Raw genomic sequence first — 24,392 nt, 5'->3', positions numbered from 1 at the left:
CATAGCTTAGACATTTTTACGAGACAATTCAATTAAATGACGACTATCATGCAAACGTGGTACTTTTAGCTTGATTGTTTTTATGTGCCAATCACTATCCAATGCTTGCAGCTCTTCTTCACTCGGCGCCTTACCTTTCATAGCACATAAGTGACCATTATCTGCTAGTCTTGGCTGCGCCACATCGACGAAATCTATCAAACTGGCGAACGCTCTAGAGGTAACCACCTCATAGCTTGCTTCATGTGCTTCGATACGAGAAGCAATCGGCTGCATATTACTCAAACCAAGTTCACTACTGATTTGCTTAATAAAACGGATTTTCTTCTGGTTACTATCAAGTGCTGTGCATTGGCGCTCAGGCTGACAAATAGCAATAATCACGGCAGGCAATCCTGCACCCGTACCAATATCAAGCAATGACCCCGATGGCAAATGCGTTATAATAGCCAAACAATCAATCACATGCTTGATTAAAGCTTCTTCAGGATCAGTAATAGCGGTCAGATTATACGCTTTATTCCACAACAAAAGCTGGTCTAAGTACAATAATAGTGTGCGCTGCTGCGTCTCACTTAAGGATAGACCTAGCTCATGAATGGCTTTCGTCAGAGTATTGGCCAGAACTGGCAATTGTGATCCAAGCTTTACAAATCCAGTAGGATCAATATGGATAGTACCTGTACTAGCAGATGATGACGTGATTTTATCGGAAGCTGACATACAACGAGTTATCCAGTTTTGACATGTGAACCGTCTATTTTATCATGCACTCTGTCTATTGAATAGTTGCAGATTGCGCCAATGTGAGACATCTTATACTATCTAGGCCTGTATTGAGGCGTTATTCTGCTTTGATAGCCATAAACTCACTGTTAATTTGTCTCTCATTTATTCATCATAGACACTGGTATATCTGATAATGATACAAAATTGCGTTTAATGATTTAGCTAAAACGTTGCTGTATCTTGTAAAATACCTTGTAAAATCTCTTGGTTAACTATTCAATATAAAGTATAAAAAGTTCAGCATGAATGTGAATACCTGATAGCATAAAACCAACTATAGAGATCAACACTCCACCTTTTTAAGAAGATATGTCCTACGCCTATGACCGAACAGCCACACGCCCCTATCTCTACAGTATTAAGAGACGCTAATAAAAAAGACGCTAAAAATATGGCAACACCCATCGCTGAATTGACAGACACATTGACGAATGACAAAAAAGTAAAAGCACCGCACCCACTCTTTATTGAGGTAAAGCAGCGCTGCCTTATTAGCGCTGAGCAATTAAAGCGTTATAGCGAGCTAAGTGAGCTACCGACAGACACACGTACGGCACCAGATTTAGATGTTGGCTTTGGTCAGGAGCGCGCGCTCAAAGCCCTGCAAACTGCTTTGGACATCAAAGCCAGTGGCTACCACGTGTTTGCAGCAGGTGAAAACGGCTTAGGCAAACGTACCGTAATCAGCCGCTTGCTGACACGCATTGCAGCCGATGCACCGACACCTGATGACTGGGTCTATGTGCACAACTTTACCGATCCACGCACCCCGTTGGCATTACGTCTGCCTGCCGGTCAAGCTTCGCTATTGCAGCAGCAAGTCAATAACTTGTGGCAACAAGCCAAAAAGCGACTGAGTCAACGCTTTCGTAGTGACCAATACCAAAGTAAAATCGAAGCCATAAAAAATGACACGCATCAAAAAGAAAGTCATGCTTATGAAGTGCTCAATGCTGAAGGTAAACAGTATGACTTAGCGCTGACGTTCCGCTCTTTCGATAACAAAGCCATGTTTGTGCACCCAAGCAAGCTACCTACAGAAAATAGCGATGCTGATGTCAAACATGAAAAATCCTCTAACAATGATGAAGCTCCTTCGACGATAGAGGACAATGATACCGCTGATATTTCTAATATCAATACCAGTATTGACAACAATGACGATGACAGCACTAACGCATATGGCAACAGTGAATACGAAGCTGAGCTAAATAACTTTGTCCAAAAAAACCACATGCAAAAACGCTTGAGTCAGTTGACTATTGCCTTAGAGCAGTTAGAAGACGAAGCTAATGATGCAATAGAAGCACTGCATCGAAATATTGCACGCCGTGCGCTACAACCTTTATTTACACCTGTTTATGAGCAATTTGCCAATCACCTGCTGGTTATTAATTATCTTAAAGCGATATTTTCCGATATGGTCACTCATGTAGAGCGTATCGTTAATGGCGATGATGAAGAGTTTGTGACGGCCGTTCTGACCACAACACCTAGTCGCTATGCAGTCAATGTCATTGTCAGTCATACGCCTGACAGTGGCGCACCCGTTATCTTTGAAGATTTGCCGACTCATTTAAATTTGTTGGGGCATGTCGAGCAAATCACGCAACTGGGTACTGTCACCACTGACGTCAGTATGATTCGAGCGGGCGCCCTACATCGTGCCAATGGCGGTTACCTATTATTGGAAGCCAGTCATTTATTAGAGCACCCATATGCTTGGCAGGGTCTTAAGCGTGCACTACAATCCCGTAAAATTAAACTCTCAAGTCTTGAGCAGATGCTCACACTCACAGGAAGCTTATCGCTAGCGCCTGCTCCTATCGACCTTGATATTAAAGTCATTTTACTTGGTGAGGCAGATTTATATTATGAGCTGTTAGAGCTTGAGCCTGAATTTGATGCAGTATTCAAAGTTCGTGCCGATTTCCACGATGATGTGGTTCGCACCAGTGAACACGAACTGGCATTGGTCGCGAAAATGGCTGACATTATTGATTATGCCAACCTCTATCCGTTCGATCGTAGTGCGCAAGCCACTCTACTTGAGCATTTGAGCTTACAAGCAGAAGACCAAGATCGACTCAGCTTGCACAGTGATTTATTGATTAAGTTGTTGCATGAGTCGAATCGCCATGCACGTTTGAGCGGTAATAACATCGTCAATGCCAATCACGTCACCCAAGCCATCGAAGATATGGATGAGCGCTCAGGGTACCTACGTGACCTGTATTGGGATGAGCTCAAAAACGGTCAGCAACTTATCCAGACGCAAGGCAATGCGGTTGGACAGGTCAATGCGCTAACGGTGGTCAGCTATGCCGATAGTGAATTTGGCATGCCAGCACGTCTTACTGCAGTTATCCAGCCAAATATTGGTACGGGTGAGATTTTAGACATCGAGCGCGATGTGGACTTAGGTGGTAGCTTACACGCCAAAGGCATGCTAATTATGACCAGCTACTTGCGGGCCCTATTTAGTCAACATCATGCCTTAAACTTTAGCGCGTCACTCGCTTTTGAGCAGAGCTATGCCCATATCGATGGCGATAGCGCCACCGTTAGCGAAGGTTGTGCGTTGTTATCTGCCTTAGCAAATGTACCGATTGATCAGTCCTTTGCGATTACTGGCTCTATGAACCAGTTGGGTGAAGTACAAGCAGTAGGCGGTATCAACTCCAAAATTGCAGGGTTCTTCGATGCTTGCCGAGAGCAAGAGTTAACGGGCCAGCAAGGTGTTGTCATTCCGATGGCCAACGTCAAACAACTCATGCTACGCGACGATATTATTGCTGCCGTTAATGCGGATGAATTTCACATCTATGGTGTCCATACCCTGAGCGAGGCATTGACGCTGATGACTGGCCTACCTATCGATACCATGAACAAAAAAAGTCGCTATCGTAAAGAAACATTATTTGGAAAAGTCTTAAGCCGTCTGATGCTGTGGGATGAGAACCAAAATAGCGATGATGATATTGATGATAAAAAATCAAAAAAGAAAGACAAAAAGCAGAAAAAAGCTAAACGTCAAAAGAAAGCAGATAAGAGAAAAAAAGAAAAACGTAAAGATAATGACAGCACTATAATCATTGATAGCGAAGCAGATACACATAACGAACCAAGTACTCAGGATAGTGACACTTAGTGAGGTATTGACGCTATATAAGTTAATATACAGCAGAATCATTGAATAATCTCCGTTGCTAGACGCTACGGGGATTTTCTGCGATGATATAGGGTCACTGACCCGCCGCTAGCATATAAAATTGCCCTATAAAAACTGACTCGATACTTCATAAAGGCTACTTCCTAATGACTGTACATCCGACTGACGCCGATCACATTCAAACTCAGACAGACGCTAACGAGCAAACCAAAGCGCTTGCGGCTGAGAGCAGTAGTACCTCGGAAGTGAGCAACGATAATCGACATGGGGCAGCGACGACTGCTCGCCAATGGCAAGTACTATCGCAACTACAGCGCAATCGCTGGGTAGGCACCACGCATATCTACGAGCAGCTGATGATGGCAGGTTTTGATATCAGTCTACGCACGGTACAACGTGATTTAAATGCGCTGGCAAAACGTTTCCCTATCGAAAAAAACAATGCCAATCCACAAGGCTGGCGCTGGTGCGATGACGCGCCGCTACAAAGCTTGCCGCATATGAACTTATCACAAGCGGTGGCATTTAATATGGTGGAGGCTAATCTCACCCAATTACTACCCCCTGTTATTTTGGATGAACTGTTTCCTTGGTTTGACTTAGCACGGCGCCAACTTAAAAACAGCAAAGTCACCCATTCATGGATCGATAGAGTACGCATCGAACCTGCCACGCAGCCATTGATTGCCCCGCATATCGATTTGGATAGCAAAGACAATATTTATCACGCGCTATTTTATCAATTACAAATTAAAGCCTGTTATACGCGCAGTGATAAGTCGCAATCTAGTGAATATATCCTAAACCCTATTGCTATCATTCAACGTGGTGTGATTATTTACCTGCTGGCAACTCGTACCGACGATCCAGAAGTGGTCATCCGCACCTTTGCTCTACATCGATTTGCCAGTGTTGAGATACTCGAAAGCGCGGCAAAAACGCCTGACAATTTTCAACTCGACACTTACTTAGATGCAGGTGGCATGGGCTTTAGTCACCCATTATTCAGTGAACTGCCTGATCATGGTAAAAATACCGCTATCGAGCTACAATTCACCACACAAGCAGGCAAAAGCCTCACTGAAAGCAAGCTCAGCGACGATCAAACAGTTACGTTAGATGGTGACAAACTGACTATACAGGCAACGGTCAATCTAACTTCACAATTGGTCTGGTGGTTGCGCGGTTTCGGCAGTGGTCTATTAGATGCAAAACCTCAGCTGCTATATCAAGCGGTATTAGACAAGTCTTTAGATGATGAATAGCGGCTGGATAAATAACGACTAATAGCTATGACGCTAACAGTTAAACGTATTCAAACTTCTAAACTAAATATACCTCTATTAAAATTTAAGAACGAATAAGGAACACTATGTCGATCACTGCCCCATCACCATTACTGTCAGACAGTTTAAGAGGACTGGGCCTAGATGCAGGAACCTTGTTTTTTTCGTTAAACTATGAATTTACTAAGATTGAACCAAAAGGGTTGTTCAAGCGCTTTAAAAAGAATCAAAGCGCGATTGATATTGATTTGGCCTGTGTGCTGTATGACAAAAACTGTACTATTAGTGATATCGTTTGGTTCAAACAATTGCGTGACAAAGCTGAATCGGTTAAGCATCAAGGTGATAGCTTAAACGGTAAAGATCGCGGTGAGCAAGCGATGTATTTGGCCCCTCTTGATCAAGAGCAGATCAGACTATACTTAGATAAAATTCCAACACATATCACTCATATTGCTATGATTGCCAACTCTTACCATGGTCATCCATTTTCTAGAGTGAAAACAGGCGAGATTCACTTAAGTGATGATGAGGGTAACCATTGTTTTGAAGTCAATCTCAAAAAGTTACCACGTGATTGTACAACGCTTTGGGTCGCTCATTTACGTCGAGAAGTGGATGACTGGCATCTAACATTACAAAACTTACCGCTGCCTGCCGAAGATTTGGCCAGTGCCGCGCAAGAAGTGGCTCACGAGCTGGCACGTGCACTCCCTTTACAAGGGATATAGCATTCGTACGATACTCACCAAGTAATAGTGTATAAAAAGGGTGCGACGTTATAAAAACGCTGCACCCTTTTTTGAACACACTTCATAGTAAAAAAAGTAATTTTCTACAATCGCTCACCACAATGTGAGCAAAAATTCTTCTGCCCTATTTCTACCTCTTTTTCACGGCGCTCAAGCTCTTGCTCACGCAGTACTTGCAGTACAATATTTTGTGCCTGCTCTTTATCTAACCCTAGCTCGCGGCGAATCTTATCGATCATCATCTGATTCTGTACTAAATCAAAATCACTATCGATCAGTTGCTCTCGAAAGTGCTGCTCAAGCCCTTCACGTCGCTGAGCAAGCTCATTGGCCAGACCTGTCGCGAGGATACCTGCAGGTAATGCTGCTAACCCCACACCCAATATCGTAATTACTGCACCCAGTATTTTACCAGCATTGGTAATCGGCGTGACATCACCATAACCCACTGTCGTGAGTGTAACCACAGCCCACCACATCGCTTTAGGAATAGACTCAAACTCTTCTGGCTGTGCATGATTCTCAACCAAATAAATCCCACTAGAGGCCGTTACGATCATAATAATCAAGATAAAGATAACCGCTTGGAACGATCCTTTTTCCTTACTGATGACCACCAGCAGAATACGCATCGAAGCAAAATATCGTGTAAGTTTGAGAATACGAAATAAACGCAGGATACGTAAAAAACGTAAATCGATAGAGACAAAGAAGTTCAAGAATGCAGGAATGATAGCGATCAGGTCAATCAACGCAGACGGGCTTTTTAGCCAGTTCCAACGCTGTCGCCAAGTCGTGCCATCTGGTTTTACTTCAGCCACGCTCCACAACCGCAGCATATACTCGATGGAAAATATCACAATGGAAAAGTTTTCAAACCACGTAAAATAATCTTGGTAAGGGTAATACCAACTGTCGACTGACTCTGCAATAACCGCCGCCACATTCGTCATGATCAAAAATATTAAAAAATAGTCGATATAGCGACTGAAGAGCGTGTCATGCTCATCATTTTGTAGAATATTATAAACAAAAATACGCAGGCGCCGTATAGATTGGAATAGCATACCGTCCCTATGCGGTGAAACACCGGTCTTATATTAGTAGATACTCAACAGTATAGTACTATAAGCGTGCTGCCAGTCGCGAAAATAGAAATTTATGAGAAGTCACGGTAACGTACTATAAAAATAGTAAATATAGACTGCCGTAAATAACGTACAGATAATCACCATAATGGCAAATCTTAGGAACTGCTCATCGGCATTCAATTGCTGACTGACATCCTGCGCAGGTAGTAGAAACAAACAGCATTCAGGACAGCAAGAGTCCATCCGATTCAATATCTTTATAGAATAGGCATTGTCACAGCGTAGAGGAGAGTTACTACAGTAGCCAAGCATAATATATTACGCCTATTTTTATACCATAATCATTCATTCAAGAAATGAAACACTAAATATCTTAGAACCTTAAAGCAAATAGTCACACATGTACCTACTACATATTAGCATCACAATAGTTGGTTATTTAAAAAAATGCCAAACATATCAATGTAAATAACTTTATATTGTAATTTATGAGATAAAAATCTTTAATATACATTTAAAACCTTACAGATAAAACGGTTTTGTACTATAATAGAGTCATAATGTTACAGTTTAATCAACAATCATAACATTGTGTATCAGTAACTAATGCTATCCCTTATTAGAAACTGGCCCATAATCATCTATCACATTGAGGAACTAAACGATGAAACTACAATCCCTAGTTTTAGCCACTGCTACTGCACTTACTATGACAACTGCTTTTGCAGTACCTGCTGGTACTTGGTCAGTTGCTGCCGGTGCACATTATGTTGACCCTAAGAGTGATAACGGTACTCTTGCAGATGGCGCACTCTCTGTAGATGTTGGTGGCGATGCGCGTCCAACACTTACTGGCGAATACTTCGTTGCTAATAACGTTGGTATTGAATTGCTAGCAGCGATTCCATTCAATCATGACATCACATTGACAACTGCTGATGGCGATACAATTAAAGGTGAAACTCAACATTTACCACCTACTTTGTCTGTCCAGTATCACTTTGATGGTTACAACATCCCTTTAAACATCAAGCCTTTCATTGGTGTTGGTGTGAACTACACGACGTTCTTTAAAGAAAAACTATACACTGGTAGCTCAGCTAACTTAGATATCGACGATAGTGTTGGCGTTGCTGGCCATGTCGGTGTTGATTTCCCATTCACTCCAACGGATGCTTTCCGTATTGATGCACGCTATATCGACATCAAATCAGACGTAAGCCTAAATGGCGATGATCTTGGTGAAGTAGATATCAGCCCTTGGGTATATGGTGTTGCTTACGTAAAAAGCTTCTAATTAGAAGTCCGTTTTACTAAGTCGTACTTATAGTAATGAAAAAGCCGGTATCTACCGGCTTTTTTGTGTCTGTTGTTTAGCGACAATACAAGCAGTTACTACCCAAGTGTACTGCAAATGCGCTAATGGAGCCTGTTTGTGCATACTCCATATATCTTAATTACGCTCAAACTTTAACGCATAAAAAAGACCGTCCGTAGACAGTCTTTTTTCAAACCAACACTATTATGTATTTAGATTTATAGCAAAATGCGGCGTGGATCAGCCAGTAGCGTTGCGATATAACGAGTGAATACGGCAGCATCCGCCCCATTAATCACACGATGGTCATAAGATAGCGACAACGGTAGCATCAGACGTGGCTCAAAGCTTTGCTTCTTAGCATCCCAACGTGGCTGCATACTTGCCTCAGACACACCTAAGATACCAACTTGTGGCCAGTTCACCAGTGGTGTAAATGCTGTACCACCTAGGTTACCTTGGCTTGAAATAGTAAAGCTCGCTCCTTGCAAATCTTTGGTGCTGAGCTTCTTATCACGCGCTTTAACAGCAAGCTCACCGATCTCAATTGCAATCTGCTTCAGACCTTTATCTTGCACGTTTTTGATAACTGGTACGATGAGACCGTCATCAGTTGCCACTGCTATACCCATATTGACACTTTTACGCAAGATAACTTGAGTATTATCATCGCTTAAATGACTATTGAAGCGTGGATGCTGAGTCAATGCATAGGCAGTCGCTTTGACCACAAAGGCCAAGATGGTGAAGCCAATACCTTCTGCTTTCATGCCACCTTTTAGCTCGCCACGTAGTTTTTCTGTTTCAGTGATATCTGATAAGTCAAACTGCGTCACTTGCGGTAGCAATGTATTGTAATTGAGCTGTGGTATCGATACTTTCTGTAGACGGCTAAGGTCTAGTGTCGATGTTTTACCCCAAACCTCAGTATTACTCATGTCAGGCAAGCTCGGTAAGCCTGAGCTTGCCACACCGTTGCTAGCAGGTGCTGCTTTTTGAGTGGTCAGACTCTCTTTCACATGCGCAAACAAGTCTTCTTTTAGAATACGATCATTCAGTGCCGAACCGCTCACTTGTGTGATATCTACACCTAGCTGACGTGCAAGCTTACGTACGGCTGGACCTGCATAAACATCGACCAGCTTTTCATTTACTTGTGTTTCTGTCAGCTTGTCAGCTTTCTTACTGGCGGCCACATCAGGCGTTGTAGATTTTTCTGCCTGTTTTGGTTCACCAGTTGTTTTAGCAGCAGCTTTCTCTTCTGATTTGGCTGGTCCTGACTCTTTCGACTCAGAACTATCTGATGCAGACTCACTCTCATCAGCAGCGTCTGTACCACTGCTCATAATAACGATAAAGTCTTGACCATTGGCGACCATGTCACCTGTCTGGACTAAGATTTTTTCAATCTTACCGGCTTCTGGTGCTGGTACTTCGACAGAGGCTTTGTCAGATTCAATCAATAGAATCGACTGATCTGCAGTCACTGTATCGCCCACACTGACCATAATTTCAGAAACTTGCGCTTCATCAACACCTAAATCAGGTAGTGCATGAGTCGTTGACTTACTAGCATTCGCAGCTGGCTTGGCACTGGACTCTGATGGCTTTGATTCAGTCTCAGCTGGCTCAGCTTTTGATTCTGACTTAGCAGTAGCTTCTGCATCACTCGCTGCTTGATTGTCATCAGCAGCGCTATCATCACTTTCCGCACTGTCTTCTGCACTCTCAAGCTCAATCAGCACCATGCCTTCGCTAACTTGATCACCAATAGCAATATTAATTTTGGTGACTTTACCAGCAGCAGAGCTTGGCACTTCAACTGAGGCTTTGTCAGATTCCAATAATACAATGTTGTCATCTTTTGCAATGACATCACCGATTTCTACCATAATCTCGCTGACTTCGGCGCTATCAACACCCAAATCGGGGGCTTTAATGTCCATGATTTATCTCCTAGTCTTATGGTTATTATTCTTTGACATCACCATCATTGAGTACATTAGCATCTGCTTGATCTTCAGCACGACCTTCACTACTGATTTCTTCGTCGTCTTCAGCGATAAACTCAGGGACAGGCGTTGGATTGACATTACCTGGTGCTGGCGCATCTGGAGAATGATCCGAATAAGACTGCTGTTGCCATGCAGGTGGCTGATCGACATCGATACCTAGGCTTGAAATCGCGTCTTTTACCAGACGCATCTCAACTTCACCTTCATCCGCTAAACGTTTAAGCGTTGCAACAACGATATGCGCGGCATCAACGTTAAAGAAACTGCGTAAGTTTTCACGAGTATCAGAGCGGCCATAACCATCAGTACCCAACGTGGTATAAGGACGGTTGTCTGGTAACCAAGCACGGATTTGCTCTGAATAATTGCGCATATAATCTGTCGCTGCAACTACGATACCTTCGTGCGGTGCTAATTGCTCAGTAACCCAAGGCACTTTCTCTTCATCCATTGGATGCAGACGGTTGTAATCATCACAAACCATACCATCACGAGTCAACTCGTTGAAGCTGGTCACGCTCCATACGTTAGACGTAATATTGAACTCGTCTTTTAGGATCTGTGATGCTTTTTGCACTTCACGTAAGATAACACCTGAGCCCAATAGCTGTACTTGTGCTGAGCCATTGTCCTCGAGCAAATACATACCACGTTTGATACCTTCCTCGGCACCTTCTGGCATTTCAGGTTGCTCATAGTTCTCATTCATTAGCGTTAGGTAATAGTAAACGCGCTCGCCTTCACCATACATGCGGCGTAAACCATCATGCATAACTACTGCTAACTCATAACCAAAGCATGGATCATAGGTCACACAGTTAGGCACGACATTGAACAAGATTTGTGAATGGCCATCTTGATGCTGCAAGCCTTCGCCGTTAAGCGTCGTACGGCCAGCCGTTGCACCCAATAAGAAGCCCTGTGCTTGACAGTCGCCTGCCGCCCATGCCAAATCACCCACACGCTGGAAACCAAACATCGAGTAGTAGATATACATTGGAATCATCGGCAATGCGTTCACAGAATAGCTGGTTGCCAAAGCAATCCAAGTACTCATTGCGCCTGCTTCGTTGATACCTTCTTCTAGCATGTGACCATCGATGGCTTCTTTATAGCCCATCAATGCTTCACTATCTTCTGGCGTATATTTCTGACCAACAGCCGAGTAAATACCCAATTGACGGAACATACCTTCTAGACCGAAAGTACGTGCTTCATCAGGTACGATTGGTACGACGCGATCTTGGATGTCTTTGTTTTTTAACATCGCTGATAGTAAGCGGACGAATACCATGGTCGTCGATTGCTCTTTACCATTACTTCCTTTTAGCACTCGATCAAACATCGATAATTCAGGTATATTCAGTGGAATATGACCACTGCGACGGTTTGGTAAATGACCACCCAACGCTTCACGACGGCCTTTGAGATACTTCATCTCCGCTGAACCTTCTTCAGGACGGTAGAATGGTAGGGTCTCTAGCTGCGCGTCGGTAAATGGCAAATCAAAACGATCACGGAAATACATCAAGGCTTCTTGATCAAGCTTCTTGATCTGATGCGACTTATTGACCGCTTGCGTTTGAGCAGATAAGCCATAACCTTTAACGGTTTTAACCAAAATAACCGTTGGCTGACCTTTGGTTTTCATGGCTTCACTAAATGCAGCATACACTTTAACTGGATCATGGCCACCGCGGTTTAAGCGCGAGATCTCTTCGTCAGTCAAGGCATCTGCCATTTCTTCTAACTCTGGATATTTACCGAAGAATTCTTTGCGGGTAAATTCAGGCGTGCGCGCTTCGTACAACTGATACTCGCCATCAACCACTTCTTCCATACGTTGCTTAAGCACACCTGTATGGTCTTTACCGAGTAATGAATCCCAGTTGCCACCCCAAATCACTTTGATGACTCGCCAGCCTGCACCGCGGAATACTGACTCTAGCTCTTGAATGATTTTACCGTTACCACGGACTGGACCATCAAGACGCTGCAAGTTACAGTTGACTACCCATATGAGGTTGTCCAACTTCTCACGACCTGCAAGAGAAATGGCACCTAAACTTTCTGGCTCATCCGTTTCACCATCACCTAAGAATGTCCAAATCTTACGACCTTCTTTTTCTAGTAATCCACGGTTTTCCATATAGCGATGTACGTGGGCATGATAGATAGACATGATTGGGCCAAGTCCCATCGATACCGTTGGGAACTGCCAGTAATCCGGCATGAGATAGGGATGTGGATAGCTTGATAGACCTTTACCACCCACTTCACGGCGGAAATTATCGAGCTGATCTTCGGTCAAACGGCCTTCTAAATAAGAACGTGCATAGATACCTGGTGCTGAGTGACCTTGATAATAAATCATGTCACCACCGAAGTGATCGCTAGCCGCGCGGAAGAAATGGTTAAAACCAGTTTCATAAAGTGTCGCACTAGAAGCGAATGTCGCTAAGTGACCACCTAGATCATCGTCGTTTTTATTGGCACGCATAACCATAGCAAGTGCGTTATAACGAATCAAAGCACGTATCTTACGTTCCATGCCTAGATCGCCTGGGTACATTGGCTCATCTTCGACAGCAATACTGTTAACGTAAGCGGTGTCTAATCTATTGAACGGCAGTCCTTCTTGAACCGCCATGTTGTACAAAGCTTTTAGCAAAAACTGAGCACGATCTTTGTCTGCATGTTTGAGTACAGACTCAAAAGCTTGCAGCCATTCCTGTGTTTCGGTGCTATCAGCATCCTTATAATAATTCATCTTTGTTGTCCTTGTTTGTCAGTCAATCCTACTCAATAGCAGGAATTTATAAAATCAAAGTATTACTCAATACTGTCTTACATACATGATGTGCTCAATGACTTCCTTGTTAATTTTAAGAAGTTACGTTTCATATTGAAGCTTGTATGACTGTACTTCACCGCTCCACAATATCGAACCGTTCAAGATAACGATTCTAAAAGCAACAGTACTATCCATTACATACGAATGGAATAGTTAGGTAGTTAGGACAAAGTCATTACTCAACGCCTACAGCCAATTATCAAACGATAATAACTCTCTATTATAGGCGCTTATGACATAGATGTTTATAGCTGTAAAGAAATGACAATATGACAAGTATTTTTAAAATAAATAATGATTAGTTTTTTTAAAAATGACTAATATAGCGATAGCTTAAAGTCAAGTATATAAAAGGTAACAGGTTAATAATCAAGACGTCTTGATGTGATTGGTCATAACAAAACTACCATTCATCAACTTCCTATGATTTTTACGAAATTATTACCTAATATACGTATTATGTAACATATAGAGCGGTTTGGTAGGTAGACATTTATACCGAGTTTTCGTTTATAGGAACAGCAGCATGCAGCAAACTCAACGACTTTTAGACTCAATTAGCACATATTTATTCAGTAAATATATATGTCGAATGATGGCATTGATAGCCGCTGTTCCTATGCTTTTAGTCAGTAATTTGGCCTTTGCTGAAGCCAACCCTACATGCCCAAGCGATCATGCGATGTACTATCTGGGCTCTAAGAGCACTACTCCTGCACCCAAAGCAACGCTCAGCTGGTCAGCAGCAGGAAATGCTAGTACTACCTATAGCTTCGATAGCGGTCTTAAGTTAGTACTATCATTTTCTGATATTAACTTTGTTAGAACTGGCTATCCAGAGGTCAGCAGTTTTAGCGGTGTGACAACGAATGCTCTTAATATTCGCCATAGTAGCGAGAAAATCGACATCAATCATAGGCTGACAGCTACTATTAATAAACCAGTATCAAAATATGGATTTGTTGTTCAGGATTTAGATGCAAACCTAAGTGGAAAATATACTGAGTCAGTCTCACTTGTCACTGCTGGTGGTGCTTTTAGCAATTATACTACATCAGGCACTACAACCAACTTCACATTATCTAATTCAAGCAAAACGATTACTGCTAACCAATGGACGAACTGTAACCCCACTAGTCCATGTAACTTTAATATTGAATGGGGAGCACAGTCAGCAAACACACCGTTTGTTACCACTCATGGTAATACCTATACGGGGGCTTCTACAACCGCATCCACTGGTGACCATGTAGTGGGCTACTCAGACTTCTACTTTTGTCTTGCACCACCTAAATTGACTGTAAGAAAACAATTAGAAGGTACTCGTTTTAACGACAGCGATACTAAACGTGACCAGTTCAATATTAAAGTAGCTGGTGGAAAGTTGACTCCTGATACTCAAGGCTCTACAGCTTCTTTTACGACAACAGGGATAGGTTCAACCATAACTAACGGAAGCACTGTTACCCCATTGGAATTAGCTCCAAGTACTATCTATACCATATCTGAAAGTATAATAAATGGTAATGCTAGTAACTACAGCACTAGCTATACTTGTACCAATGCGACAACCGGTAGCACGACTGTGATGCCTACTGGCACAGCCAGCTCATTTACGTTGTCCAATCTAAATTATGGTGATGAAATCACATGTACTATCACAAACAGCCCTAATTATGTGTTCACAGGCACTGTATTTAATGACAATGGTGGCATTACCGACGCCCAGGCTGATGCTACCAATAGCACCATCACGAGTGGCGTGTATAACAACTCTAATTATTTCAACGGCATATTGAACGCCCCTTCTGAAACAGGTATCTCTGGCAGTACAATTACATTAGTAGATAAATGTGAGAATCCAACCAAAACCTACGGCACACAAACCTTAACCTCGACAAACGTAAGCGATATTGGTACTTACCAATTTAACATCGCTAGCAGTGTCATCGGTACTCAAAGCTCTGTTTGTCTCATCGAAACTTACAGTGGGAGCGCCTACCCTGTACGCACAACGATTGATAAACGTAGCATCAGCTTAATAACCAATACCTATAGTTACTCAAATAATAATTTTGGCCGAGTGATTACTAAAAATTCAGCCATCGTACTTGAAAAAGAGCAAGCAGCAAATACATGTACTATTACAGACTTGACCAAGGTCACCACATATAGTAAAAACGCATTATCTAGCTCAACGAATGGTGCTGATGTGCAGCCAGGTCAATGTATTGCTTATAGAATTACAGCCACAAATCGCGCAAATATGGATATTAGCAATTTTATTATGCAAGATGTACTACAAAAAAATGACGCTAGTAATCCAGCAGACACTACAGTTACCTCTGTATTGGCAGATCCAACACGAGCCTCTGGCATTTACAGCGATGGTCTCGTTAAAGGTCAAAATGGAACTATTACTACCATAGCTACTGTGTTGACAAAAAGGAGCATTCGCAGCTTTNCTCCACTACTATTATTAAAGCACTGTTTTACTTCTTGCTCGGTAACAGCATGTTTGTTTTCTAACTTTTCTGTAATTCTATTAGAAAATACGTATTTTAGATCATTAGCTGATTGATAATGCACAAATATCTCACTTAATAAATGATGGTTAATTAAATGGTGATGCGCTTATCAAAAACTAAATGAGATTTAAATCACTNGTTTTTTTTTACCTATTTGACGAGTCAGTTTTACCATTCAGCTGTTTTATAACTCACTCCATCTGCTTTTTCTGAGCTTAAATAATAAACGATATATAATTACCTTAAGAATACTAAAAACGTATTTTACTTACATCAAACATACAGAAAATTCTGAAAACACGTTGGAAAAATTCACGAAATGAATTGGTTTGTTGAAGTGAAATAAATATTTTTTACTGAAAGAGAGACGAATTATGAAATTTTCTGCCATAACAACCAAATTAGTCATGACATCTATATTATGTGCCAGCTTTCTGGGTAATGCACATGCAGCAGATGCTCTAAAAATGGAACTAACAGCCAATCAAGTTACCAAAAATGCAGACGGTAAGACAGTATATTCTCCGGTACGTACCGCACCAGTAGGTACTGTCATTCAATACAAGGCAACTTACACCAATACTATTAATAAAGATATCAACGACTTGATGGTCACTCTACCTATTCCTATAAATATGACATTCACTGGTGAGGCATACCCTACAAGTGCACAAGCCAGTACTGATGGCAAGAATTATGCCGATATGCCTTTAATGAAAAAGGTAGATGGCAAGATGGTAAAAGTTCCATATTCTGAATATCGTACTCTACGCTGGAATATCAAGTTATTACCGGCGAAGAAGACAGCTGTTGTTGCTATCAATACTACCGTTGACCGATAAACCTATTGACTCTTAACACCTCTAATTAAACCCCTAGGAAATTTACCGTATGAAACCTAATTCATTTAAGTACTCAGTGTTGGCTGTTGGTCTAGCCGCAGCAATGAGCATCACTACTGCCAATGCTGCTACCCCGACGGGTGGTACTTCTGGTTCATTTAATGTAACGAACAAAGCAACTGCTTCTTATACGGTTGCCGGTAATACCACTTCACAGACTGCAGAGTCGAATGTAGTTACGGTGAATGTTACTGAAACTGGTTCGTTCTCTTTAATATCAACAGTAGTTGATGATGTAAAGGATGATGATTTTGGTAAAGACCGTACTATTAATGCGCAAGCGAGCTCAACAGTAGATTTCACTCATACATTGACTAACGGTGGTAACGTTAACGACACTTACAAGATCACTCTTGCTAATGTAACTGGCGATAACTTTGACTACAACCTTGGCAATAGTGTTATTAAGTATCAAAAAACCAATGCAGCTGGCACTAACATTGGTGGTGAAGTAACTATTGCTAATAACGATTCAATTGCATTGGCGCCAGGTGAAAAAGCGCTCATTACCGTTACTGCTCAGTCTGATACTAAGCGTGTTGCGGACGCTAACGGTATCTTGACGGTTACTGCTGAAAGTACTTACTTAAAATCGAAATCTGCAAATACAGCTCCTGCTACTTATACAGCAGTCAACACTGATAATGCTAAGACAACAACTCCGATATACAAAATCGTAAAATCAGCTCAAACCAATCTTTTAAACAAGAACTTTGATTTAAATAATGCCAATGCTTATGTTGATTACACTGTAACCGTTAAAAACGAAGGCAATATTGATGGTACTGCCATTGTTATTTCTGATGACTTACCTACAGGCTTAGTTGCCATAAAGTCCACTGAGGCTAACTACATTGCACCGACCACTATATCTTCTAACGGTAGCGCAGCAGTTGCACCTGTTATATCTAGTGATGGTAAAACCATCTCAGTGACAGGTCAAAACGTTAAAGTAGGCGAAACTATTACGCTTACTTTCCGTGCTAAGAAAGCAACTAGCGCAACAACTAGTAGCTTATTTACCAACTATGCAGTTGTTAAAGATAATACTAAGAGCGATGTAAACGCTAACACCCCGGATATCATTGATAGATCTGATGATGGTACTACTGCAGGTGGCCTAACAGAGAGCACTTATGAAAATACAGCTACGCCTACAATAGGTAAAGATGACAATACTAATGCAACCGTGACAACGACTAATCAGACTCGTGCTATTGCTATTACTCCAGGTGTAAACAAAGAAGTAGCTTTAGTTACTCCTTCAACTAACAACGAAGTTACCAATACTTATACTTATACCATCACCAACAACGGTACTGATGTCACAGAAGCAGCTGGAACAGGCGATAATGATAGTTCTGTAAAACTGTCTATAAAGCCGACTGCTACTAGAAATAATGGCATTATCGATGATCCTAATATCAGTATCACACGTGTATACGTGGATGCTAACAACAATGGTAAATTTGACTCAGGTGAAACTGAACTCGTCGGTGTGAACGGTATTTATGAGCTGAACGCTGCTACTCCTTTCATAACAGGAAGTACTACTAATCGTAAAGGCCTAGCTCCTGGCGAAAGCGTCAAAATTGGCGTGCAAGTTGCCTCGTCAGGTGAAGGTAGCAACGATCCAAACTCTACACAAGCTAATGTAAATAACATAGGCGACTTTGAGACTTTGACAATAGCCATTCAGCCTAAAGGTCCAGTTAACGGTACTGCTGCACCTACTAGTACTGGCGATAATCCATTGTCCACAACGTCTACTACGACTATGCAAGGTGTTAATCTGACAAAATACCAAATAGTAGATAGTTGTGGTGCGAATCCTGCTGTTAGCTCTGCTGCTTGGTCAACTGGAAATGTAACAGCGACTGCTGCTCAGTGTATCTTCTATAAGTTAGAATCTAAGAACACTTTTACTGATAGCGCTAGAGTAATTAACAACCTTGTCGTATCAGATACTTTAGCATCTACGCTTACTTATCAAGCTAACAGCTTTTCAGCTTCGCCGACAGCAACCGATCAATCTCTTGGTCAGGTGATAAAAGTTACGTTTGCAACTGTAGCAGCTAATACAACCGCTAACGTTGTATTTTCTGCGAAACCTTCACAGACCGGTACCAATCAATAATTAATTCAATAAATCTATGAGTAGCGAATGCTGCTTATAGAACACCCTTCTAGCTTGACCTAATCGATTTTTATTAGCCAAGCTAGAAGGCTCTTACCCTACCCCTTTATGTTTTATTGGATAAGCGACATATGACTCTATCTATCATGACACCGTCTAATCGTATCACATTGTGTACAGCGAAGATTTCTGCGCTGTCATTAGCGATGTTGCTTATGCAATCAAATATGGCGTTTGCTGCGCCTATTACTCTCGTGCAAACTATCAATAATATTGCTAATGTGGCTTATGACGTTGAGTCTATCAAACAAAACGGTATTTCAAATCAGGTACAGGCTAAAGTCTCAGACCTACCTGCATACGGTATCAGCTTAACTCAGCAGCCTCTACGTACTGTCATGCCTAACACAGAGGTAAGTTGGGTTAACGTACTGAGCAATACAAGTTATAGCGAGCAAACGGTTGAGCTAACACTTGCTATCTCGCCAACAGTTTCTAATTTAAAGGTCTATCAAGACCTTAATAACAATGGAAAAGTTGATTCAGCAGATAGACAAATCATGCTCGATAACCTGAGCGCTCAAATCAAACTTGGTCAGAGCGAAAGCATTCAGCTTATCGTACAAGCGCTATCAGATATCAATGGTGAAGATGGCGATACTGCTGATGTAAAAATTGGCGCTATCATACTAGAAGACCCATCAATAGCAGCGGTTGAAGCGATCGACAGACTTGTTATCATCGAGCCTGAGATAAAATTTACCACGCCTCAATTTGATGAAACCAAAGCCACCTCACAAATCAATGAAAACGTCTACATTGACGCAAGCTATGCTCAGTGTAACGTGCAGACTGATAAGCCAGATCAAGTATGGATCACGGTTAAGTCTCCACTAACGGGTGACACCTACTCTCTCAAAGGCATCGAAACAGGCAATAACACCGGTAAATACCGCTTATCTGCCCCGACACAAAATAATGCCAATGCGATTGATGATAAATTTATCCAGACTTTGGTCAACGATACCTTAACGGCCAGTTTAGATGCTTGTATCGACCCTTCTGTCGGTACAGGTACTGATCAGTTACCAACTGCTAGCGACTTTACTGTCCGTATCGATGATCTAAATACGCAAATCAATATCATTGATGATAATGCAAGCTTAGTCGTGACCAAAGAAAGTGACGTCAAAAGCGCTGATCTTGGAGATTATGTCAGCTATACCATCAATGTTACGAATAACGGTAATGCTACAGCTTACGATGTACAGCTAAAAGATGCCCTACCACGTGGTTTTGATTACGTTGATAACAGTGTGCGTGTCAGCCCAACGACCAATGTAGATATCAATCAAGCACAGACTACTGAGTTTAAGACTGATGGCAAATATCAGGTGCTAAGCTTAGGTAATATGGCAACTGGCGAAAGTAAAAAGATAACTTATCGTGTGTTGATTGGTGCCTCATCATTAGGTGGTGACGGTATCAACCGCGCGACTGCGGTGGCTAGCAATGACCAAGGTCAAAGTGTTGCTTCAAGAGAAGCACAATGGAAAATTGATGTAGAACGCGGCGTCATGAATACGGATGGCATTATCATTGGTAAGGTCTATCACGATATCAACCGTGACGGTATTCAACAAAAAGAAGACGGCGAGCTGGGTGTCGCAGGCGTCCGTATCTACATGGAAAACGGTAACTTTGTGGTTACTGATCCTGAAGGTAAGTATAATTTCTATGGGATCAGTGCAAAGACACACGTCCTGAAAGTAGACCGCACCACCATCCCTCATGCAACCGAGATGGTCACCCAAAGCAATCGAAATGCTGGTGATGCTGGTAGCCGTTTTGTCGATTTAAAGTATGGCGAACTCCATCGTGCTGACTTTGCTATCGTTGGTGGCATGGGTGATAGCACTGAACGCTTGAATACTGAGCTAGTCGCTCGCAGCAAATCAGTAGGTACTAAAAATGATACCTTAGAGCAAGCTATCAAAACGGAGCTGACTCTAGAGCCTGACTATAATCGTGACTACGAAGATAATGTCGATGCTAGTGGCTGTAATATCAATGGCGATTTAGATCTTGGTAATAATTGCGACTCTGCAATCGTCAATGATATGGTTGGTGAAGCAAGCAAACGCGTTGACATGGCTGTGACGACAGTAGCACCACCCGTCGAACAAGAATTAGAGCTATACCTAAAAGAAGTCGCTAATAATGATGTTGCCTTTATCAACTTAAACGAAGGTCAACAGCTTAGTTCTTATAAGCAAATAGTACAGGTACAAGCACCGCTCGGATCAATATTCACACTATATGCCAACGGCAAAGCAGTATCAGAGCAAAAAATAGGTAAAACAGCTGAGCAAGAAAAGCAAAACGTCACTGCTTTCGATTATTACGCAGTGGACTTACAACGCGGCAAGAATACCTTGCGCGGTGTGGCTACCGATATCAATGGTAAAGTCATCTCTGAACAAACGATCAAAGTGTTAACGCCAGATAGCCTTCAAGCGATTGACTATCGTACTCAAACCCAGCTAGTAGCTGCCGACGGTATCAGCGAATACCAAGTCGTCATCAGCCTAAAAGATCGTGATGGTCGTCCATACATCGCCTCGACCCCGATTACTATCGATACCAATATCGGTCGTATCAATCTAAAAGATGGCAGTAAAGACACGGCCGGTACCCAAGTTATCGTATCAGGCGGCGAGCTATTGATTCCTGTGACCGCGCCTAGCGCACCGGGTAAAGGCGAGCTGGTTATCGACACTGGCAGTAGCAAACAGGTTATCCCTCTACAGTTTACCGCTCAGCTGCGTCCACTGATTGCTGTGGGTATTGTAGAAGGTGCTATCTCGCTCAAAGACTTTGATGGCGGCAGCATCACTGATGCTCAAGGCGCATTTGAGCAAGAGCTAAATGAAATTTCTGGCGATGATAACTATTCAGCGACTGGTCGTGCTGCTATGTTCCTCAAAGGCAAAGTACGCGGCGACTATCTGCTGACATTAGCATATGACAGTGATAAAAAAGGCGAACGTTTATTCCGTGATATCGATCCTGGCGAATACTATCCTGTTTATGGTGACTCATCAGCTAAAGGCTTTGATGCCCAATCTACTAGCAAGCTGTACGTACGCCTTGATAAAGGTCGCTCGTTCGCTATGTATGGCGATCTAAAGACTCAGATTGATAATGATGAAGGTATCAAGCTCGGTCAATACAACCGTACTTTGACAGGCCTAAAAGCTCAGTTTGAAGACAGCAATACTCGTGTTACCGCTTTTTTAGCAGAGACCAGTACAAGCCAGCGTGTCAATGAGACTCGTGGCCTTGGTATCTCAGGCCCTTACCCATTGGCTGAAAACTTTGATGCCGTACTAGAAAACTCTGAAACCATCGAAATCATCACTCGTGACGCAAACAATTCTGGACTGATCGTCAGCCGTGAGACACTGACACGTTTTGCTGATTACGAAATTGACCCTATTAGCCGTAGCCTATATTTAAAGAGTCCTATTGCCAGTCAAGATATTGATGGCAACCCTGTCTATATCCGTGTCACGGTAGAAGTAGATGAAGGTGGTGAAGATTACTTGGTTGGTGGTATCGCAGCCAAGCAACAGTTAAATGAGAAAATTTCTATTGGCGGTAGTTATATCAATAGTGATGATCCACTTAACAAAGAAGAGCTTGCTAGCCTGAATAGCGTCATTAAATTCAATGACAAGCTAAAGCTAGTCGCTGAATATGCCATGAACAAAGCTGAAAATCCAAACTTCCAGCCAAGCAACCAGATTAACACCACAGAGTTGAACGACAGTAATGTCGAAGGCAACGCATTCCGTATCGAGCTTGATTTTGATAACAAGAAAAACACACGTGCCAAAGCTTATTACAACGATGCTGACGAAGGTTTTGTCACTGGTTCATCGCCACTGACTGCTGGGCGTACCGAATCTGGTGTAGAAATCACCCGTACTTTAAATAGCAAGCAAACTGCATTAACGTTAGAAGGTATACGTACAGAAGATCATACTACTGATGCTAGCAGTGAAGGTGTACAAGCCAGTATCGAGCATCGCTTGACTGAAAACGTCGTTGGTGAAATTGGTGTGCGCTACTACAAACAAGACGCAACCGCTGCCTCACGTAACACTCAAGCTGCAACAGATGTTTTGGACATCACAAACGACACCTTGTTCAATGACGACATCATCAATCAGTCAGCGTTAAGCAGTATCAGCAGTGCGGACGAGGACATCGAAGGCACCACTGCTCGCGCCCGTATCACAGCGCATTTGCCAAAGCTAAATAACTCATTGGTATTTGCAGAATATGAGCAAGATATTGAACACAGCTCACGCAATGCAACGTCTATTGGTGGTGAAACGCCAATGGGAAGCTTGGGCCGACTATATGCCCGTCATGACTTGATCAACAGCTTATCTGGTACTTATGGCCTTGATGACACTGATGAACGTCAGCGTACGGTTTTCGGTTTTGATGCCGCTTATATGAAAGATGGCAAAGTCTATAGCGAATACCGCATGAGTGATGCCATTAGTGCTCGCGAAGCTGAAGCTGCTATCGGTCTAAAAAACAAGTGGTATGTTCAAGAAGGTCTGACTTTAAATACCTTATTTGAGCGCGTTGAATCTCTTGAAGGTGAAGAAGATAACACGGCAACGGCGGCAGGTATCGGCGTTGAGTATCTTGCAAAAGAAGACTACAAAGCATCAGGACGTTTTGAGAAACGTTGGGGCGAGACGAGCGATACATTACTCGGTAGCGCAGGTATTGCGTACCGCTATACCGACGATATTACTTTACTGGCTAAAGACATTTATTCACGTATTGACTATGACGATGGTGATCGTACGATCAACCGTTTTCAGCTAGGTGCAGCATACCGTGATTACGATAGCAACCAGCTAGACATGCTTGCAAAGTTTGAATATCGTTTAGATGACAATAATACTGGCGATGATATTTATCAGAAAGATACCATGGTGTGGTCATGGAACGGTAACTACCATCCTACGCGTGCTATGACATGGTCTGGTCGCTATGCAGGTAAATATACAGAATACAAAGCAGATGGGTTGACGAGTGATAACACTGCTCATGCCGTCTATGGTCGCGGTCTTTATGACATCAGTGAGCGCTGGGATATCGGCATGCAAGCGGGTACTTACTGGAACGAGCAAGCAAATGACTTGGCTTATATGCTTGGTGCTGAAGTAGGCTATAGCCCAATGACCAATCTTTGGTTATCCATTGGCTATAACTTCATGGGCTTTGAAGATGAAGATATTGCCTATGATGACAGTACGCAAGAAGGCGCTTACTTCAGATTGCGCTTTAAGTTTGATGAAGACTTATTCAAACGTGAAGATCCACGCAAGAATAACCGCCTAGCCAGTGACTCTACCTTATAGTTTGACAACATTGTTCTCAGTTACTGAGAACAATGTTGCACTTACTCTGTTATTTAGCATCAACCGATAGGTCATAGTTCTAGCCATAATGATGCTAA

The 24,392-nt window shown here is 42.4% G+C and carries 13 protein-coding genes; 8 read left to right on the top strand and 5 right to left on the bottom strand.

What is annotated here, in order from left to right; all coding sequences use genetic code 11:
• Positions 1 to 6: 6 nt before the first annotated feature.
• Positions 7 to 723, bottom strand: coding sequence for a 16S rRNA (guanine(527)-N(7))-methyltransferase RsmG (gene rsmG / locus I6E83_RS04970; protein WP_197100222.1), 717 nt, complete (start codon positions 721 to 723; stop codon positions 7 to 9).
• A gap of 388 nt (positions 724 to 1,111) precedes the next feature.
• On the opposite strand from rsmG, the gene I6E83_RS04965 reads away from it, so the two are divergent.
• The 3 genes from I6E83_RS04965 (at position 1,112) to I6E83_RS04955 (ending at position 5,978) form a co-directional block, all read left to right on the top strand.
• A complete protein-coding gene (locus I6E83_RS04965) occupies positions 1,112 to 3,940 on the top strand; it encodes an ATP-binding protein (protein WP_197100221.1) in 2,829 nt (942 codons plus the stop codon).
• 167 nt (positions 3,941 to 4,107) lie between these two features.
• A complete protein-coding gene (locus I6E83_RS04960) occupies positions 4,108 to 5,226 on the top strand; it encodes a helix-turn-helix transcriptional regulator (RefSeq protein WP_197100220.1) in 1,119 nt (372 codons plus the stop codon).
• A 107-nt stretch (positions 5,227 to 5,333) separates the two neighbouring features.
• A complete protein-coding gene (locus I6E83_RS04955; protein ID WP_197100219.1) occupies positions 5,334 to 5,978 on the top strand; it encodes a TerD family protein in 645 nt (214 codons plus the stop codon).
• 104 nt (positions 5,979 to 6,082) lie between these two features.
• Here I6E83_RS04955 and I6E83_RS04950 read toward each other — a convergent pair whose 3' ends face one another.
• Both I6E83_RS04950 and I6E83_RS04945 read right to left on the bottom strand, forming a co-directional pair.
• Positions 6,083 to 7,066: an ion transporter gene (locus I6E83_RS04950; RefSeq protein WP_197100218.1), complete on the bottom strand. Its 984-nt coding sequence runs from the start codon at positions 7,064 to 7,066 to the stop codon at positions 6,083 to 6,085.
• A 102-nt stretch (positions 7,067 to 7,168) separates the two neighbouring features.
• On the bottom strand, positions 7,169 to 7,402 hold the full coding sequence (locus tag I6E83_RS04945; protein ID WP_197100217.1) for a hypothetical protein: 234 nt from the start codon (positions 7,400 to 7,402) through the stop codon (positions 7,169 to 7,171).
• Positions 7,403 to 7,754: 352 nt separating this feature from the next.
• Here I6E83_RS04945 and I6E83_RS04940 point away from each other — a divergent pair, with 352 nt between their 5' ends.
• Positions 7,755 to 8,387, top strand: a complete 633-nt coding sequence (locus I6E83_RS04940) for an OmpW/AlkL family protein (RefSeq protein WP_197100216.1) — start codon at positions 7,755 to 7,757, stop codon at positions 8,385 to 8,387.
• Positions 8,388 to 8,626: 239 nt separating this feature from the next.
• Here the strand turns inward: I6E83_RS04940 and I6E83_RS04935 are convergent, their stop codons facing one another.
• Positions 8,627 to 10,354, bottom strand: coding sequence for a 2-oxo acid dehydrogenase subunit E2 (locus I6E83_RS04935; RefSeq protein ID WP_197100215.1), 1,728 nt, complete (start codon positions 10,352 to 10,354; stop codon positions 8,627 to 8,629).
• Between the two features lie 25 nt (positions 10,355 to 10,379).
• Positions 10,380 to 13,193, bottom strand: a complete 2,814-nt coding sequence (gene aceE / locus I6E83_RS04930) for a pyruvate dehydrogenase (acetyl-transferring), homodimeric type (RefSeq protein WP_197100214.1) — start codon at positions 13,191 to 13,193, stop codon at positions 10,380 to 10,382.
• 610 nt (positions 13,194 to 13,803) lie between these two features.
• Between aceE and I6E83_RS14970 the strand changes: the two genes are divergently transcribed.
• The 4 genes from I6E83_RS14970 to I6E83_RS04910 all read left to right on the top strand — a co-directional run bounded on the left by I6E83_RS14970 (position 13,804) and on the right by I6E83_RS04910 (position 24,294).
• The gene (locus I6E83_RS14970; RefSeq protein WP_197100213.1) at positions 13,804 to 15,858 is read left to right on the top strand and encodes a hypothetical protein; all 2,055 of its coding nucleotides are present in this window, start codon (positions 13,804 to 13,806) and stop codon (positions 15,856 to 15,858) included.
• Positions 15,859 to 16,179: 321 nt separating this feature from the next.
• Complete coding sequence (locus I6E83_RS04920; protein ID WP_197100212.1) at positions 16,180 to 16,647, top strand: hypothetical protein; 468 nt, start codon at positions 16,180 to 16,182, stop codon at positions 16,645 to 16,647.
• Positions 16,648 to 16,696: 49 nt separating this feature from the next.
• Entirely contained in the window at positions 16,697 to 18,844 is a 2,148-nt protein-coding gene (locus I6E83_RS04915) for a beta strand repeat-containing protein (protein ID WP_197100211.1), read from the top strand.
• A 131-nt stretch (positions 18,845 to 18,975) separates the two neighbouring features.
• Complete coding sequence (locus I6E83_RS04910; protein WP_197100210.1) at positions 18,976 to 24,294, top strand: SdrD B-like domain-containing protein; 5,319 nt, start codon at positions 18,976 to 18,978, stop codon at positions 24,292 to 24,294.
• Positions 24,295 to 24,392 lie beyond the last annotated feature (98 nt).

This window comes from Psychrobacter sp. SZ93C1, from assembly GCF_015864635.1.
GTDB classification, from domain to species: domain Bacteria; phylum Pseudomonadota; class Gammaproteobacteria; order Pseudomonadales; family Moraxellaceae; genus Psychrobacter; species Psychrobacter fozii.
The sequence above is the reverse complement of the archived record's forward strand: the minus strand, read 5'-3'. Positions and strand labels throughout refer to the sequence as shown.

Bases quoted from the DNA above. Each gene is read 5' to 3' on its own strand.
- rsmG (WP_197100222.1), bottom strand. From the start codon at position 723: ATGTCAGCTTCCGATAAAATCACGTCATCATCTGCTAGTACAGGTACT.
- I6E83_RS04965 (WP_197100221.1), top strand. From the start codon at position 1,112: ATGACCGAACAGCCACACGCCCCTATCTCTACAGTATTAAGAGACGCT.
- I6E83_RS04960 (WP_197100220.1), top strand. From the start codon at position 4,108: ATGACTGTACATCCGACTGACGCCGATCACATTCAAACTCAGACAGAC.
- I6E83_RS04955 (WP_197100219.1), top strand. From the start codon at position 5,334: ATGTCGATCACTGCCCCATCACCATTACTGTCAGACAGTTTAAGAGGA.
- I6E83_RS04950 (WP_197100218.1), bottom strand. From the start codon at position 7,066: ATGCTATTCCAATCTATACGGCGCCTGCGTATTTTTGTTTATAATATT.
- I6E83_RS04945 (WP_197100217.1), bottom strand. From the start codon at position 7,402: ATGCTTGGCTACTGTAGTAACTCTCCTCTACGCTGTGACAATGCCTAT.
- I6E83_RS04940 (WP_197100216.1), top strand. From the start codon at position 7,755: ATGAAACTACAATCCCTAGTTTTAGCCACTGCTACTGCACTTACTATG.
- I6E83_RS04935 (WP_197100215.1), bottom strand. From the start codon at position 10,354: ATGGACATTAAAGCCCCCGATTTGGGTGTTGATAGCGCCGAAGTCAGC.
- aceE (WP_197100214.1), bottom strand. From the start codon at position 13,193: ATGAATTATTATAAGGATGCTGATAGCACCGAAACACAGGAATGGCTG.
- I6E83_RS04920 (WP_197100212.1), top strand. From the start codon at position 16,180: ATGAAATTTTCTGCCATAACAACCAAATTAGTCATGACATCTATATTA.
- I6E83_RS04915 (WP_197100211.1), top strand. From the start codon at position 16,697: ATGAAACCTAATTCATTTAAGTACTCAGTGTTGGCTGTTGGTCTAGCC.
- I6E83_RS04910 (WP_197100210.1), top strand. From the start codon at position 18,976: ATGACTCTATCTATCATGACACCGTCTAATCGTATCACATTGTGTACA.